We start from the raw sequence: 14,996 nt of genomic DNA, 5'->3' as shown, positions 1-14,996 counted from the left end.
GCAGGCGAGGCTAGCCGGTGCCTCCCACTGGAGCTCCCGGCGAGCAGTGGCAGGCTGCGAGCTCGGCAGCCACCTCGTCGAGGGCGACCCGCGCCGCCAGGCTCTTGTTGGGCTTCACCTTGTCCGCCGCGACGACGAAGGTCATCGCGTTGCCGTCGAGATCCGTGACCACCCCCGCGAGCGAGTGGACGCCCGCGGCCGCCAGGGTGCCGGTCTTGGCACGCACCCGGCCGCGACCCTCGGGCGCACCCCGGTCGAAGCGGTAGGTGAGGCTGCCGGTGAAGCCCGCAACCGGCAGACCCTCGATCACCGCACGCAGTCCGGGCTGGGCCGACGACGACGCGACCTGGAGGACCTGGGTGAACGTCGACGCCGTGACGAGGTTGGCCCGCGACAGCCCGCTGCCGTCGAAGACCTGGTCACCAGTGACGTCGATGCCGAGCCCGGTGAGGGTCTGGAGTACGCCGGCCGTGCCCGCCTCGAACGAACCGACTCCCGAGACGGACAGCCCGACATGGTGGGCGAGCACCTCGGCCGCCTCGTTGTCGCTGACGTCGAGCACCCGCTGCACGATCGCCGACAGCGGCGCCGAGGTGACGGTGCCGAGGACGGCAGCTTCCTGGGCGGCGACCACGGGCTTCGGCGTACCGACGACCTGCACGCCTTCAGCGGCCAGGGCCTTGGCGAAGACGTCGGCTGCTGTGCGAGCCGGGTCGGCGACGCGACCGTAGCCACTGGGGTCGCGGCCCTCGTCGACCCACAGCGCCGAGATCGGCGACACGATGCCCTCGGGCACGTAGCTCGGCTCCCACGCAGGGTTGACGGCCGGGCCGCTGAAGAGCGAGCTGTCGTAGGTCACCCGGACCTTCTTCGTCGTCAGCCCTGCCGCGACCTGGCGGGCGAGGGTGACCACGTCGGCGCGTGGCGGGTAGGTCTTGGATGAGGTCGGCCTGCTCGCGAGGAAGGGGTCGCCACCGCCCACGAGCACGATGTCGCGCGGACTCGCGCCGGCCACGACGCGCGTCGAGAACGTCGCGCTCGGACCGTAGGCGGTCAGCGCGGCGGTGGCGGTGAGCAGCTTGGTGATCGAGGCAGGTGTGACCGGGCCGGCGCCCGACGTGAACACCGGCTCGCCGCCAGACAGGTCGGAGACCATTGCGACCACGTGCTTGCCGAGGTCCTTGTCGCCCAGCCGTCCCGTCAGGGCTGCCGTGACCTCGGTCGGGTCGATGGTGCTGCTGACCACGGGTTCGGCGACCGGCTCGGACGCCGGCAGCTCCGGGAGGGTCAGCCCGGCGGGCGGTGCGACGGCGGCCGGATCGGTGCCGGGATCGGCGCCCCAGCCGAGGTAGCGGTCACCCCAGTCGAGGCGGTACGCCGCCACGGCGGTGCCCACGAGGACCAGCACGAGGAGGGTCGCCAGCCAGTGCGAGCGCGCCCCGGGGCCGGCGTACGCCTGACCGTTGGGATGGTGTCCGTCACGTCGCGCCACGAATGGGCCCCCTCTCGACTACGTGTGTGGCGCCATTGTGCGCGACACTGTGGTCAGCAGCGGGCGCGACCCCGCCGGGCGTTGCCCGCGGCGCCCCGCTGCCTCTCATCGACATATCAGTGGAGGAAGACGTGCTCGAGTTCGACGTACTGGTGGAGATCCCCAAGGGCGAGCGCAACAAGTACGAAGTCGACCACGAGAGTGGCCGCCTCCGCCTCGACCGCATGCTCTTCACCTCGACCGCCTACCCGGCCGACTACGGCTTCATCGAGAACACCCTCGGCCAAGACGGTGATCCCCTCGACGCGCTGGTGATCCTGCAGCAGCCGACGTTCCCGGGCTGCCTCATCGCCTGCCGCGCGATCGGCATGTTCCGGATGACCGACGAGGCGGGTGGCGACGACAAGGTGCTGTGCGTCCCGTCGCACGACCCGCGCCTGGAGCACCTGCGCGACATCAACCACGTCTCCAAGTACGACCGCCTCGAGATCCAGCACTTCTTCGAGGTCTACAAGGACCTCGAGCCGGGCAAGTCCGTCGACGGCGCCGACTGGGTCGGCCGGACCGAGGCCGAGGCCGAGGTGCACGCCTCGTTCGAGCGCTTCAAGCAGATCGGCAACGGCAACGACGTCGAGAACCTCGCCGACGACAGCCTCGGCAAGTTGGTCTGACCCTGCTCGGGGCTACTCGACCGCCGAGCCAGAGCCCCAGCTCATCAGCTCGGGCGAGCGCAGCATCTCCTCGGGCACACCGAACGCATCGACGAGGTCGACGGCGAGCGGGCGGACCTTCCGGCAGAGTCGGTTGATCTCACGGCTGATCGCCTTCGACCGCTGGGTCGTGAGCCGGCCGTGCTCCATGAACCACGCTCGGTCGGCCTCGATCGTGGTCAGTGCGAACAGGTCGCACAGCAGGTTGAGCGCGACCTTGTTGTCATTGTCATCGAGGGTGCCGACCTTTGCGACGAACGCCTCCAGCACTAGCCGTTCGACGTGGGCGCGGGCTGCGGCTATGACGTGGTCCTGCACGAGTGAGAAGACCTCGCCCGGGTTCATGTTGTTGTCGATGCCGCGCTTGAGGCGACGGGCGACGCCGCCGAGCATGTGCTCCTCGCGGAAGCGCAGCATCGCCAGCTGGTAGTCGGGGTCGAACAGGCCGGCCTCCTGGTCCCAGGTGTCGCCACCGGGCAGCACGTCCTTGATGCGCTCCACCAGCTTGTGCACGGCCGTCTTCTCCAGCACCGTCCCTACCGCGAGGCCGGCGACGAAGCGCACCATGCCGAACTGGTCGAGGTCGGAGAAGTCGCTGCTGTAGTCGGTGAGCAAGCCCTTCGCCACCAGCTGCAGCAGCACGTGGTTGTCGCCCTCGAACGTCGTGAAGACGTCGGTGTCGGCCTTGAGCGCGGCGAACCGGTTGATCGAGAGGTAGCCCGCACCGCCGCAGGCCTCGCGGCACTCCTGGATCGTGCGGGTGGCGTGCCAGGTGCCGAGGGCCTTGGTGCCTGCCGCGCGCGACTCGAGCTCGCGCCTCGCGTGCTCCTCCGTGGTGGTGCCGGAGAGCACGTCGTGCAGCTGGGACGCGACGACCTCCTGCGCGAAGTGCAGGGCATACGTGCGGGCCAGCAGGGGGAACAGCCGGCGCTGGTGCATGCCGTAGTCGAGGAGGAGGTCCTCCATGGGCGGGTCGGTCGCCTCGAACTGCCGGCGCCGGACGGCATACTTGATGGCGATCGCCAGCGCTACCTTTGAGGCGTTGATGCCCGCGCCGCCGACACACACCCGGCCCTGCACGAGGGTGCCGAGCATCGTGAAGAAGCGGCGGTTGGGGTTGTCGATCGACGACTCGTAGCGACCTTCGGGCGTGACGTCCGCGAAGCGGTTGAGCAGGCTGCCGCGCGGGACGCGCACCCCGTCGAACCAGAGCCGGCCGTTGTCGACTCCGCCGAGGCCCAACTTGATGCCACAGTCCTCGATGCGTACGCCGGGAGCGGGTTCGCCGTCGACGCGGATCGGTACGACGAACGCGTGCACGCCGCGGCCCTCACCCTCGATGTCGAGCTGCGCGAAGACGACGGCCGAAGCGGCGTGCCGGGCGGCGTTGCCGATGTAGTCCTTGCGGGCCGAGTCGTCGGAGGTCGTGATGACGAACTCCTGTGTCGCCGCGTCGTACGTCGCGACGGTGCCGAGGGCCTGCACGTTGGAGCCGTGGCCGGTCTCGGTCATCGCGAAGCAGCCCATCAGGCGGCCGGTGATCAGGTCCTCGAGATAGGCGTCGTGGTGCGGCTTCGTGCCGAGCTGGAGGATCGCGCCGCCGAAGAGGCCGAACTGCACGCCCACCTTGACCAGCACCGAGAGGTCTCCCATCGCCAGGGTCTCGAAGGCGGCCACGGACGCGCCGATGTCGGCGCCGCCGCCGTACTCCGCGGGGAAGCCCATGCCGGTCTGGCCGGTGCCGGCCATCTCGACGACGACGTCGCGCACCCGGTCACGGAAGTCCTCGCGGGTCATCGTCTCGGCGTCCTCGAGGATCGCCGCGTGGGCAACGAGGTTGTCGCGCACGAGCGCCCGCACCTCGGCGTACTTCCCGTCGAGCACACCGGTCAGCGCGACCACGTCGATCTCGGGCTGGCGGTAGCCCTTCTCGGTGGGGGTCGTCTCGTCGCTGGTCTCGGCCGGCTGGTCGTCGGCGGGTGACGGTGAGAGCTCGGTGGGGAGGTCCTTCGCGTCGACGTGGGATGACATGGCGGTCACGGTACTCTCGGCGCGACTCCGCGGAACGGGACCGGAGAGACCGATCGAGAAGTGGGTGAACGGGAGCTGTGAACGACGCGTCGTACGGCCGCCTCGGCTACAACTTCTCCATCGTCGGCTGCCAGAAGTCGGGCACCTCCACCCTCTCCGGAACCATCAGCCAGCACCGCCTGGTGTGCCGGCCGCCGCGCAAGGAAGCGCACTTCTTCAACGACGAGGGCTACGACTGGTCCGCCCCCGACTACGAGGCCGACTACACCGCGCCGAAGCGCTCGGCAGTGCACTCGATGGTCGGCGACTCGACGCCGGTCTACATCATGTGGCCGGGCGCGCTCGAGCGGATGCGCGCCTACAAGCCGGACATGCCGCTGATCGCGGTGTTCCGCGACCCGATCGAGCGGCTCTTCTCGCACTGGACGATGCTCCGCACCCGGCACCCCGACTGGCCCGACTGGTCGGGCTTCATCACCGAGTTCCGGCCCACCACGCTGCCTTCCTCGATCCCGGACGATGTGTCGGCGATGCGGTACAAGCACCTCTCGGGCGTCGCGCGCGGCTTCTACGGCGCGCAGCTCGAGCGCGGGTTCAGCATCTTCCCGCGAGAGCAGTGGCTACTGCTGGAGTTCCGCACCCTGCTGCGCGAGTACGACGACACCGTCGACAGCGTCACCGACTTCCTCGACCTGCCGCGCTTCGACCAGCGGCCGCCGCTGCGCAACCGCTACGCCGGCGCCGAGCTGGTCAGCGGCACCGCCCCCACCGCTGACGAGATCAGCGGACTCGCGTCGTTGTACGCCGAGGACCTGGTGCTTTTCGGCAAGCTGTCGGGCATCGACACGTCGGCCTGGCCGACGAGCCGGATCCTCGCCGGCGACCTGGAGCCCGGCGTACTCGCCGAGCGGTTCGCGACCAAGGTCGCGCCCCCCACTCCCGCTTCCTCGTCGGTCGAGTAGCGCCAGCGATCAGGTCTCGATACGCCGCTCGTTCCTCGCGGCTACTCGACCAACGAAGAAGGCGGCCGTCAGGGACGGGCGAAGAAGTTCGGCGCCCGCCAGGAGTACATCGACTCCTGGACCACCGGGCGGCCGGTGCGCGGTGCGTGGATCATCTGGCCGCCACCGACGTAGAGGGCGACGTGGTAGATCGACGACGGGCTGCTCGAAGAGCCCCAGAACACCAGGTCTCCCGCCTGCAGACCGGTTGAGGCGACCGGCGAGGAGGCGGAGTACTGCGCGACGCTGTAGTGCGGCAACGAGATGCCGCCGGCCTGCCACGCACCCATCGTGAGACCCGAGCAGTCCCAGGCGTTCGGCCCGGTCGCACCCCACTTGTAGGGGTCACCGATCTGGGCGGCCGCGAAGGCGATGGCGGCACCGGCGTTGCCGGTGGCTGCCGGAGGCGGGGGCGTCGGAGTCGGAGTCGGCGTGGGAGTGGGGGTCGGCGTCGGAGTCGGCGTAGGCGTCGGCGTCGGCGTCGGCGTAGGCGTCGGCGTCGGCGTCGGCTTGGGGGTCGGCGTCGGCGTCGGCTTGGGGGTCTTCTTGGCAGCGTCCTCCGCCGCCTTCTTGGCAGCGTCCTCCGCGGCCTTCTTCGCGGCCTCGTCGGCCGCCTTCTTCGCTGCGTCGGCGGCCTGCTTGTCCGCGGCCTTCTTGGCGGACTCGGCAGCAGCCTTCGCGGCCGCTTCCTCGGCTGCGGCCTTCGCGGCCGCTTCCTCCGCCGCCTTTGCTGCGGCAGCAGCCGCGGCTTCAGCGGCGGCCTCCTCGAGAGCGGTCTGCCGCTTCTGGGCCAGGTCGACGCTGATGCCCTGCAGGTCGGCGAGCTCGGAGATGAGCTGGGTCTTCTCAACGGCGATCGACTGCGACTGCGCGAGCGCGGCGTCGGCAGCCGACTGGGCGGCGTCGCGGGCCGCGCGGGCTTCGCGTTCGAGGTCGGCCGCTTCGGCACGGGCCTCGGTGGCCTGGTCCCTGGCGACGTCGGCGAGCGTGGCTGCCGCACGGAACTGGTCGTAGCGCCCGTCGAGCGCGTCCTCGGCGTTGGCCATCGTGGCCCCGCGCTCGATGACGCCCTGGATGCCGTCGGCCCCGACCATCGCCGAGAGGCCGGTCACGCCGGGGGCGAGCTCGTAGGAGCGGACCAGCGCGGCGCCGTACACCTCACGCTGACGTTGTACGTCGGCGCTCGCGGCGTCGGCGTGCCGGTCGGCGGCCCTGGCTGCCTCACGGGCCTGGTCGAGACGCCAGAGGGCACCGTTGTAGGACTCGGCGGCCATCGCGGCCTCGATCGCGGAGTCGTCGAGGCGCTGGTTGGCGAGCACGAGGTCGGAGCGCACGGACGAGACGTCGCGAGCCTTGTCGCTCGCCGCCGCCTGCGCGTCGGCGATGTCCTGTTCGGTGGGCACGGTGTCACCCGCGCTGTCACCCGATGTGTCGCCGGACGTGGAGTCGTCGGCCGCGGAGGCCGAGGTGACGCCGCCGACGAGCACCAGGCTCAGTGTGGCGGCGACGCCCCACGATCGGACACTGACGTGTCGCATGTTCTTCCCCTTGTTCGAGTCATCACCGTGCCCCGGCGGACTTCCCAATCCCCCAGGGCACTTCGAGCACGCTAGTGCTCACCAGTCACAAAAGAAACAACTTTCCCAATTTTCCCACCTGTGCACGGCGTGTCGACTTGACGAACTACAGCGTTGTAATTCGCTGGTTCGCCGAGCTTCGGGGTCGTTTCTCACGCCTCGAGTGCGTTGCAACGACGCCAAACCGACGTGACACCCGGTCAGCCGGGTATCACTGCGAGCGACCAGTACGGCGCGTCAGTCGACGTCGACGGGCACGGCAGAGGTGGTCGACGTCGGATGCGACGCGAGCCCGTGCCGGTCGAACTTCTGGCCGGAGGCGATGCCGCCGACGTAGAACGCGATCAGGGCGATGACTAGGCCCGCGATGTCGTCGGCGACGTAGTGCCAGCCGAAGTAGAGGGTGGCGACAACCGTGAAGCCGAAGTTCACCCAGAAGATCCACTTCAGCACCTTGCTGCGCAGCGTGTAGTGGACCATCAGCGCGACGAGCAGAGTGATCGCCGTGTGCAGGCTGGCGAAGCCGGCCACCGACTGGACGGCGCGCTCGAGGTCGCCGTGGATCACGCCATTTCGCCCGTAGAACAGACCCTCCATCAACGTCGACGACCCGGTCTCGGGAAGGTCGCCGTAGAGCCACGGGTAGCGGAAGCCCGGGCCGAGGGTCGGCAGTGCGTAGTAGGACGCCGTGCCGAGGGCCCAGGCGATGCACTGCGACGTCGCGAACCAGTAGCCGAACGTGATGTTGCGCGACCAGATCAGCCAGGCCGTGAGCGCCAGCGGCACCAGCGGCAGGAACCACAGGTAGACGGTCGAGAGGATGTGCGCGGAGAAGCCCTCGCCGAACATCGCGTGCAGCACAGCGGCCGGCTCGTGCCCGAAGAACAGCGCACGGTCGACGAGGTGGAGCTCGCGGTCGTACTTCTTCTCGCCCATCACGAACGGCAGGTACGACTTGAGGTTGCGGTAGCTGACGTAGGTGACGTAGAAGCACGAGACGCCCAGGACCATCAGCGTCAGCCGCTCACGGGTCCAGTGGAACCTCACCCGCTCACGGACCAGGCCCGGGATCGCGGTCGGGTTCATCCGCGAGAGCCACACGGTGCGCGGCAGCACGTCGAGCAGGAACGCGCCGAGCAGCAGCATCGGCAGCCTCAGGAAGGCCGGGCCCAGGAAGCCTTCCGGGTCGAGCAGCGGCCGGTCGATCGAGACGGCGGTGATGACCGCGAGCGCGCCCATGGTCGCGGCAATGCCGATGAGGAGTACATAGGCACGGCGATACACGGGCGCCAGTCTAGGGGGCCGCGGAAGCGCGAGTGCGGGGCACCGGTGCGGTCCGCGACCGGTCGATGCGCAGGTGCACCGCGTCGCCGGGAGCGACGTGACTGCCGAGGGACGCGACCCCGTGCAGGGGGCCGAGATCGGGGACCTCCACGACGAGCCGCAGCTGCTCGGGCGTCGCGTGCGCGGACAGTACGACGCCGTCGACCGGCCCGGCCTCGTCGAACACCAGGGCCGACCGGCGCAGCGCGACGTCCTGCCCCGGCGGCAGCCCGGCCGCCACCGCCATCCGGTCGGCCGGCTCGCCGGCCAGCACGGTCGCGTAGCCGAGGAAGTAGGCGGTGTCGGTGTCGGTCGGGTGCTGCCACACGTCGCTGATCGGGCCATCCTGGATGAGCCGGCCCGCGCGCATGACGGCGATCCGGTCGGCCACGGCGAACGCCTCGTCGTGGTCGTGGGTGACCATCAGGGCGGTCGTGCCGGCCTTGCGCAGGATCTCGCGGAGGTCGGCCGCGAGCCGTTCGCGAAGCGTCGCGTCGAGCGCCGACAGCGGCTCGTCGAGCAGGATCAGCCGCGGGTCGACCGCCAGCGCCCGGGCCAGCGCCACGCGTTGCCGCTCACCGCCCGAGAGGGTGGCCGGCAACCGCTCGGCGTACCCGGCCAGGCCCACGAGCTCGAGCAGCTCGTCGACCCGGGCGGCCAGCTCGAGACGAGGAGTACGGCGCAGCCGCAGTGCGTAGCCGACGTTGCGGGCCACGCTGAGGTGGCCGAAGAGCTGGCCGTCCTGGAACATCAGCGCGAACCCCCGGCGATGAGTCGGTACGCCGGCCAGGTCGGCGCCGTCGTACGCGATCGAGCCGCCTGCCACCGGCTCGAGGCCGGCCACCGCGCGCAGCAGCGTCGACTTGCCGCAACCCGACGGGCCGAGCACCGCCAGCACCTCGCCGGCCGGGAGGTCGAGGCTCACGTCGCTGACGGCGACGAGGTCGTCGTACCGCACGGTGACGCTCCGCAGCTGCAGACCGGGCAGGGGATGGCCACTCATGTCAGAAGGCTCCCATCGACGGCACCCGCAGCCGTTCGACGGCCAGCATCAAGACCGCGGTGGTCGTCGCGAGGACCACCGAGGCGGCCAGCGCCATGCCGTAGTTCATCTCGCCCGGCCGGCCGATCAGCTTGAAGATCACCACGGGCAACGTCGGATGGTCGTCGCGGGCAAGGAACGCGGTGGCGCCGAACTCCCCCAGCGACGCCGCGAACGCGAAACCACTCGCGGCCAGCAGCGGCTTCCAGATCACGGGCACGTCGACGGTCCAGAGCGCACGCAGCGGCCCGGCACCCAGCGACGCGGCCGCCTGGCGCTGCCGGTCGTCGATGCCGGCGAGCACCGGCACGAGAGTGCGCACCACCAGCGGCAACGCCACCAGCGCTTGCGCGATCGGCACCAGGAACGGCGAGTCGCGTAGGTCGAGCGGCGGCCGGTCGAGGGTGATCAGGAAGCCGAAGCCGAGCGTCACCGCCGACACCCCGAGCGGCAGCATGAAGACACCGTCGAGCAGCGACCGGACCCGTCGTTCTCCGCGCGACCGGGATCGCCGGGTCACCACGAGGGCCACGCTGAGGCCGAGCAGCAGGGCGATCCAGGTGGCGTCGACGGCGGTGCGCAAGGAGATGAGCAGTGCCTCGCCGACCGAGACCAGCACCGTCGGATCCTCGCCGGTGGTGCTCAGCGCCCGGTAGTTGTCGACGCTCCACGCGCCGTCGACGCGCAGCGAGCCGGCGAGCAGGGTGGCGAGTGGCGCGGCCACCAGCGCAAGCAGCACGGCCGTCGCGACCAGGGCGGGTGCGTCGCGGCGCGAGACCCGCCCCGGCCGCGGGGCCTGTCGCGACACGGTCGGGTCGGGTACGGCGCGCAGCCGGCCGGTCACGATCAGCAACCCCGTGACGACGACCAGCTGCAGCACCGACAACGCAGCCGCCGACTGGAGGTCGAAGAGAGTCGTGGTCAGCAGGTAGATCTCGGTCTCCACCGTGCTGTAGCGCACCCCGCCGAGGGTCAGCACGATGCCGAAGGCCGTGGCGCAGAACAGGAAGACGACGCTCGCCGACGAGACGATCGCCGGTCGCAGCGCCGGCAGCGTGACCGTGCGCAGCACCTGGAACGGCGTCGCCCCCAGCGCCGCCGCGGCCTCCCCGGGACGGGCGTCGAGCGACTCCCAGGCCGCGCCGACGGCGCGGATCACGACGGCTGCGTTGAAGAACACCAGCCCCGCGATGATGGCCGCGGGCGTGCCGTCGAGGCCGAGGAACGCGAGCGGTCCGCCCTCCCCCAGCAGCTGCCGGAAGGCGACACCGACGACCACGGTCGGCAGCACGAACGGCACCAGCAACGCGGCTCGCACGGTGCGTCGTCCGGGCAGGTCCAGACGGTGCAGGACGTACGCCGCGGGCAACCCGACCGCCACCGACAAGACCGTGCCGAGGGTCGCCGACCAGAGCGTGAACCCCAGCACCCGGTGAACCCGCGGCCGCCCCAGCACCTCGACGAGTCCTTGCGGGTCGAAGTTGCCGTCGGGCCAGAGCCCCCGCGCCACCATGCCGCCCACCGGCAGCGCGAAGAACACGCCGAGCACGGCCAGCGGCAGGGCCGCCAGCCCGGCGAGGGTGAGCAGCCGACGGGTCACGTCAGCGAGTGGTGACGTCGGTCCACTCGGTCAGCCACGACTCGCGGTTGGCTGCGATCTCGGCCGGGTCGACGTCGTACGGCGCGGTGGGCTGCTCGGCGAAGGCGGCCCAGTCCTTGGGCAGCTCGACGGTCGAGGAGACCGGGAAGACGTACATGCTCTCGGGCAGCGCCGCCTGCACCTCGTCGGTGAGCAGGAAGTCGATCAGCGCCTCGGCGCCGTCGGGGTTCTCGGCACCGGCCAGCACGCCGGCGTACTCGACGGAGCGGAAGCACGTGTCGAGCAGCGCGGCGGTCGTCGAGCTCTTCTTGTCCTTGGAGATCGTGAAGGCCGGCGAGGAGTCGTAGGACAGCACGATCGGGCGGGTGCCGCCCTCGCCGCCCTGCGTGAAGTCGGTGTAGTAGGCGTCCGACCAGCCGTCGACGATCTCGGTGCCGTTGGCGAGCAGTCGCTCCCAGTAGGCCGGCCAGTCGTCGCCGTACTCTGCGACGGTGCTGAGCAGGAACGCCATTCCCGGCGAGGAGGTCGAGGCGCCGGGGGTGACGAAGAGGTCCTTGTACGCAGGCTTGGTGAGGTCCTCGAGAGTGGCCGGCGGTGTCAGCTTCTTCTCGGCGAACCAGGTCTTGTCGACGTTGACGCAGACATGGCCGACGTCGACCGGCGTCAGCTTGTCGGCACTCTCGGGAAGCGCGTACGCGTCGGCGCCCTCGGGCAGGGTCGGCGCGTAGGTGTCGAACACCCCCTCGTCGAGGGTGCGCGACGCGAAGGTGTTGTCGATACCGAAGGCGACGTCGCCGGTGGGGTTGCCCTGGGTCAGCGACAGCTTGGCCGACAGCGTGCCGGCATCACCTGCGGCGCGGGTGACGAGCTTGAAGCCCGACTCCTTCTCGAACCCGGCGACCAGCTCGTCGGGCAGCGCGAACGACTCGTGCGTGACGAGCACGACCTCGTCGGGCACCGGCCCGTCGGTCTCGGTGTCGTCGGACTCGCTGTTGCCGACCGTGCTGCAGGCCGAGGTGGCGAGCAGCGCAAGGGTTGCGAGCATGGTGGAGACGCTGCGCTGGACATGGTGGGTCATCAGATGACTCCCTTCGCCGGTGTTAACCGGAGCAGGTTCGGAGGGTCTGCGGCTTCGTCCGCACTCTCAGCACTCGGGTGCTCCCCTGTCTTGTGCGACCAGCCTACGTCGCACGCGCCTGTCGCTCTGACGGGGTCTCGATACGCTCGCTGCGCCGGTTACTCGACCAACGAGCTGAACTCGGTGGTCGAGTGCCTCGCGAGGAACGAGCGAGGTGTGTCGAGACCGTGGCCCTCTAGGGTTCGGGGCATGCCGAGTCGCCGCCACGAGCTCCTTGCCTACCTCGTCCCGCGCCTCAAGAAGAGTGGCGAGCTGGTCACCCCGGAGCACGAGCGCGCGCGGATCATCGCCTGGCACAACGGGCTCGACCGGTCGTTGCCGACGAAGGCGGTGCCGCGGTTCGGCCGCCGGTTCTCGGTGGTGCGCGACGACAGCGCCGGCTTCCCGACGTACGTCATCACGCCTCGGCACGTCCGGCCGACCCGGACGCTGTTCTACGTGCACGGCGGTGCCTACAACGCGCCGATCGACGCTTTCCACGTGCGCTACGCGACCCTGCTGGCCAGGGCCGTCGGCGCGCGGGTGGTGATGCCCGACTACCCGCTGGCCCCGGAGCACACCTGGCGTGACTCGTTCGACGCGATGACCACGTCGGCGGCCCGCTGGGCCGAGGAGCCGATGGTGCTGACCGGCGACTCGGCCGGTGGCGGCTACGCCCTGGCGCTCGCCCTCGCCCTGCGCGACCGGGGTGGGCCGCAGCCGACGCACCTGGTGCTGCACGCGCCGTGGGTCGACCTGACCACCAGCACACCCGAGACGGAGACGGTCACGCTCACCGACCCGTGGCTGTTCATCGGCAAGGTCCGGGCGTACGCCGAGTGGTGGGCGGGCTCGCCCGAGGACCTCGGCCGCCCGGAGGTCTCGCCGGTGTTCGGATCGCTGGCCGGCCTGCCGCCCGCGCTGCTGATGTACGGCACCCGCGACACGATCGCGCCCGGCTGTCGGCTGCTCACCGCGCGCTCGGTCGAGGACGGCTGGGATCTCTCGGTGATCGAGGAGCCGGGTTTCATCCACGTCTACAGCCTGCTGCCGTTCGTACCCGAGGCACGCCGGGCGTTCAGGCAGACGATCGCCTTCCTGGGCTGAGGATCAGCGACGAAGCCAGTTGCGGTAGCCGCTCACCCGGTCGGTGATCAGGTCACCGACGTCGAGCCTCTTCAGCTGCTTCCACCTGGTGGTGTTGTTGGCCTTCTTGGCGATGACCCTCTTGCCGACCCCGTGGATGGCGGTGACGCGCTCGGCGGTCATCTCACCGGTCGCGAGGGTCACCCCGTCGGCATAGGTCAGGGCAGCGTCGACCTGGGCCCAACGTCGTACGAGCAGGGTGGTGTCGATGCCCGGGTTGATGGCCTCGGTCCGGCGCAGCGGCACCGGATGGAACGACATCGCCGTCACGCGGGCCTGCATGCCTACCCCGACGATGACCTCGTTCACGCGTGCGACGTCGGCCTTCGGCCAGTGGTCGCCCTTGAACTCCATGAGCAGGTTGACGTGGTGCTTGTCGGCCAGGCGGAGTACGGCGCCCAGCGTCGGCACCATCTCTGCGCCGCGGTTGCCGCGGCAGCGCTTGCGCAGATAGTGCATCGACCTGTCGGAGACCCGCCCGCTGCAGTCGGTCGTGCGGTCGAGCGTGGGGTCGTGCATCAGGACGACCTGGCCGTCCTTGGTCATCCGGATGTCGGTCTCGAGCGCGGAGGCCTTGAGCCGGACCGCCCGCCGCATCGACCTGATCGTGTTCTCGGTGATGTCGCGGGTGGGCGCGCCGCGGTGGGCGGTGATGCGGAAGTCGCCGGCCTTCGCGGCGTGCGCAGGCGCCGTCACTGTCGCGGCCAACGTCCCCGCGAGGACGACGACAGCGGTCAGAAGTCCCCCGAAGCGCATGAGGCCGCATTCTGCCTCACGACTGTGGGTGCTCGATGACAGACTCCGAAGATGCCCTACGAGTGGAGCGACCTCGCCGGTCTGGCGCTGGCTCGCCAGTTCCCCGAGACCGACGGCAGCCCTGACGTCGCGGCCATGCTCCAGCGGATCGGCCCGATCCAGTCCCAGACCGCGCGGTCGCCGTACGTCGCGCTGGCGGCCCGCTTCCCCGACACCACCCTCGCCGACATCAGTGCGGCGTACGACGAGCTGCGGATCGTGCGCGGCAGCACCCTTCGAGGCACCGTGCACACCTCGACTCCGGACGACCACGTGCTGCTGGAGTCGGCGACGCGGGTGGGCCAGCGCACCCTGTGGCAGCGCACGATCCGGCCCGCCGACGTCACGCTCGAGCAGGTGTGGGCCGGCATCGAGGAGTTCGCGTCAGCCGACTGGCGCACCCCGGTCGAGCTCGACGAGCACCTGCATGCCTGGCTGGCCGAGCACGATCCGAGCGGGCAGCCGCGCATCCAGACGCACTACTTCGCCTTCGGCCACGGCGGCCTGGTGCGGCGGCCGTTGAGCGGTGGCTGGGAAGGACAGGGCAAGCCCGGCTACCGCTCTGCTGCCGCCGCGCTGCTGGGCGACCGGAGCGACATACTCGGTGATCCCGACAGCGCGATGGACGCGTTGGTTCGCCGCCACCTGGCCTGCCACGGACCCGCCAGCCGTCGCGACCTCGCCTGGTGGGCCGGCGTCGGCCTGCGTGTCGTCGACGCGTCGCTGGCCCGGCTCGACCTGCTGAGTGAACCCGGGCCTGATCGGCTCGACTACTTCGACCTGCCGTCGCCACCCGCGCCCGTTTCGCTGCCGGGGGTGCGGCTGCTGCCGGAGTTCGACGCGTTGCTGTGTGCCTACGACCCGCCGGCCCGTGCGCGCTTCGTGTCGCCCGGGCACTACCAGCGGCTGTGGTCGCAGGACAACGGTCTGCTGCTGGCGCCGCTCCTGGTCGACGGTCGGCTGACCGGCTACTGGCGCCTCCCCGGCTCTGGTGCCAGGCGAGCCTGCGCGGTGGCGTGGTTCGGCGGCACCCGCCGGCCCACCAAGGCCGAGCTCGAGTCGCCGATCGCGGCCGTCGAGGCGGCGTACGGCGTGACGGTCACGTCGCTGTCGGTGACGCGGGACTAGTGCGCGAGCTTCAACCCCACGACGCAGCCCACGA

The 14,996-nt window shown here is 70.5% G+C and carries 12 protein-coding genes and 1 riboswitch; of the genes, 4 read left to right on the top strand and 8 right to left on the bottom strand.

The features are described from left to right. Positions 1 to 10 precede the first annotated feature (10 nt). The gene (gene dacB, locus H4Q84_RS16085) at positions 11 to 1,492 is read right to left on the bottom strand and encodes a D-alanyl-D-alanine carboxypeptidase/D-alanyl-D-alanine-endopeptidase (RefSeq protein WP_248580093.1); all 1,482 of its coding nucleotides are present in this window, start codon (positions 1,490 to 1,492) and stop codon (positions 11 to 13) included. Between the two features lie 131 nt (positions 1,493 to 1,623). Between dacB and H4Q84_RS16080 the strand changes: the two genes are divergently transcribed. Further along, entirely contained in the window at positions 1,624 to 2,163 is a 540-nt protein-coding gene (locus H4Q84_RS16080) for an inorganic diphosphatase (RefSeq protein WP_349238369.1), read from the top strand. Between the two features lie 12 nt (positions 2,164 to 2,175). Here H4Q84_RS16080 and H4Q84_RS16075 read toward each other — a convergent pair whose 3' ends face one another. Beyond that, positions 2,176 to 4,233, bottom strand: coding sequence for an acyl-CoA dehydrogenase family protein (locus tag H4Q84_RS16075; RefSeq protein WP_248580091.1), 2,058 nt, complete (start codon positions 4,231 to 4,233; stop codon positions 2,176 to 2,178). Positions 4,234 to 4,310: 77 nt separating this feature from the next. On the opposite strand from H4Q84_RS16075, the gene H4Q84_RS16070 reads away from it, so the two are divergent. Further along, positions 4,311 to 5,195: a sulfotransferase domain-containing protein gene (locus tag H4Q84_RS16070; RefSeq protein WP_248580090.1), complete on the top strand. Its 885-nt coding sequence runs from the start codon at positions 4,311 to 4,313 to the stop codon at positions 5,193 to 5,195. Positions 5,196 to 5,263: 68 nt separating this feature from the next. On the opposite strand, the gene H4Q84_RS16065 is transcribed toward H4Q84_RS16070, so the two are convergent. The 5 genes from H4Q84_RS16065 to H4Q84_RS16045 all read right to left on the bottom strand — a co-directional run bounded on the left by H4Q84_RS16065 (position 5,264) and on the right by H4Q84_RS16045 (position 11,854). Then, positions 5,264 to 6,772, bottom strand: coding sequence for a C40 family peptidase (locus tag H4Q84_RS16065; RefSeq protein WP_248580089.1), 1,509 nt, complete (start codon positions 6,770 to 6,772; stop codon positions 5,264 to 5,266). Between the two features lie 276 nt (positions 6,773 to 7,048). Next, positions 7,049 to 8,095, bottom strand: a complete 1,047-nt coding sequence (locus H4Q84_RS16060) for a phosphatase PAP2 family protein (protein ID WP_248580088.1) — start codon at positions 8,093 to 8,095, stop codon at positions 7,049 to 7,051. Between the two features lie 10 nt (positions 8,096 to 8,105). Next, positions 8,106 to 9,137: an ABC transporter ATP-binding protein gene (locus tag H4Q84_RS16055; RefSeq protein ID WP_248580087.1), complete on the bottom strand. Its 1,032-nt coding sequence runs from the start codon at positions 9,135 to 9,137 to the stop codon at positions 8,106 to 8,108. Position 9,138: 1 nt separating this feature from the next. Further along, on the bottom strand, positions 9,139 to 10,776 hold the full coding sequence (locus tag H4Q84_RS16050; protein ID WP_248580086.1) for an iron ABC transporter permease: 1,638 nt from the start codon (positions 10,774 to 10,776) through the stop codon (positions 9,139 to 9,141). Position 10,777: 1 nt separating this feature from the next. Next, positions 10,778 to 11,854 carry a thiamine ABC transporter substrate-binding protein gene (locus tag H4Q84_RS16045; protein ID WP_248580085.1) on the bottom strand — a complete coding sequence of 359 codons (1,077 nt, stop codon included), beginning with the start codon at positions 11,852 to 11,854 and terminating at the stop codon, positions 10,778 to 10,780. Then, a riboswitch (TPP riboswitch) is annotated at positions 11,846 to 11,951 on the bottom strand. It overlaps the preceding gene by 9 nt. A gap of 152 nt (positions 11,952 to 12,103) precedes the next feature. Here H4Q84_RS16045 and H4Q84_RS16040 point away from each other — a divergent pair. After that, a complete protein-coding gene (locus H4Q84_RS16040; RefSeq protein WP_248580084.1) occupies positions 12,104 to 13,000 on the top strand; it encodes an alpha/beta hydrolase in 897 nt (298 codons plus the stop codon). A gap of 3 nt (positions 13,001 to 13,003) precedes the next feature. Here H4Q84_RS16040 and H4Q84_RS16035 read toward each other — a convergent pair whose 3' ends face one another. Further along, a complete protein-coding gene (locus H4Q84_RS16035; protein WP_248580083.1) occupies positions 13,004 to 13,795 on the bottom strand; it encodes a glycerophosphodiester phosphodiesterase family protein in 792 nt (263 codons plus the stop codon). A gap of 51 nt (positions 13,796 to 13,846) precedes the next feature. Here H4Q84_RS16035 and H4Q84_RS16030 point away from each other — a divergent pair, with 51 nt between their 5' ends. Further along, positions 13,847 to 14,962 carry a winged helix DNA-binding domain-containing protein gene (locus H4Q84_RS16030; protein WP_248580082.1) on the top strand — a complete coding sequence of 372 codons (1,116 nt, stop codon included), beginning with the start codon at positions 13,847 to 13,849 and terminating at the stop codon, positions 14,960 to 14,962. Positions 14,963 to 14,996: the final 34 nt, after the last annotated feature.

It is taken from the genome of Nocardioides sp. InS609-2 (assembly GCF_023208195.1).
Taxonomy (GTDB): Bacteria; Actinomycetota; Actinomycetes; order Propionibacteriales; family Nocardioidaceae; genus Nocardioides.
This window is presented reverse-complemented; position numbering and strand designations above follow the sequence as displayed.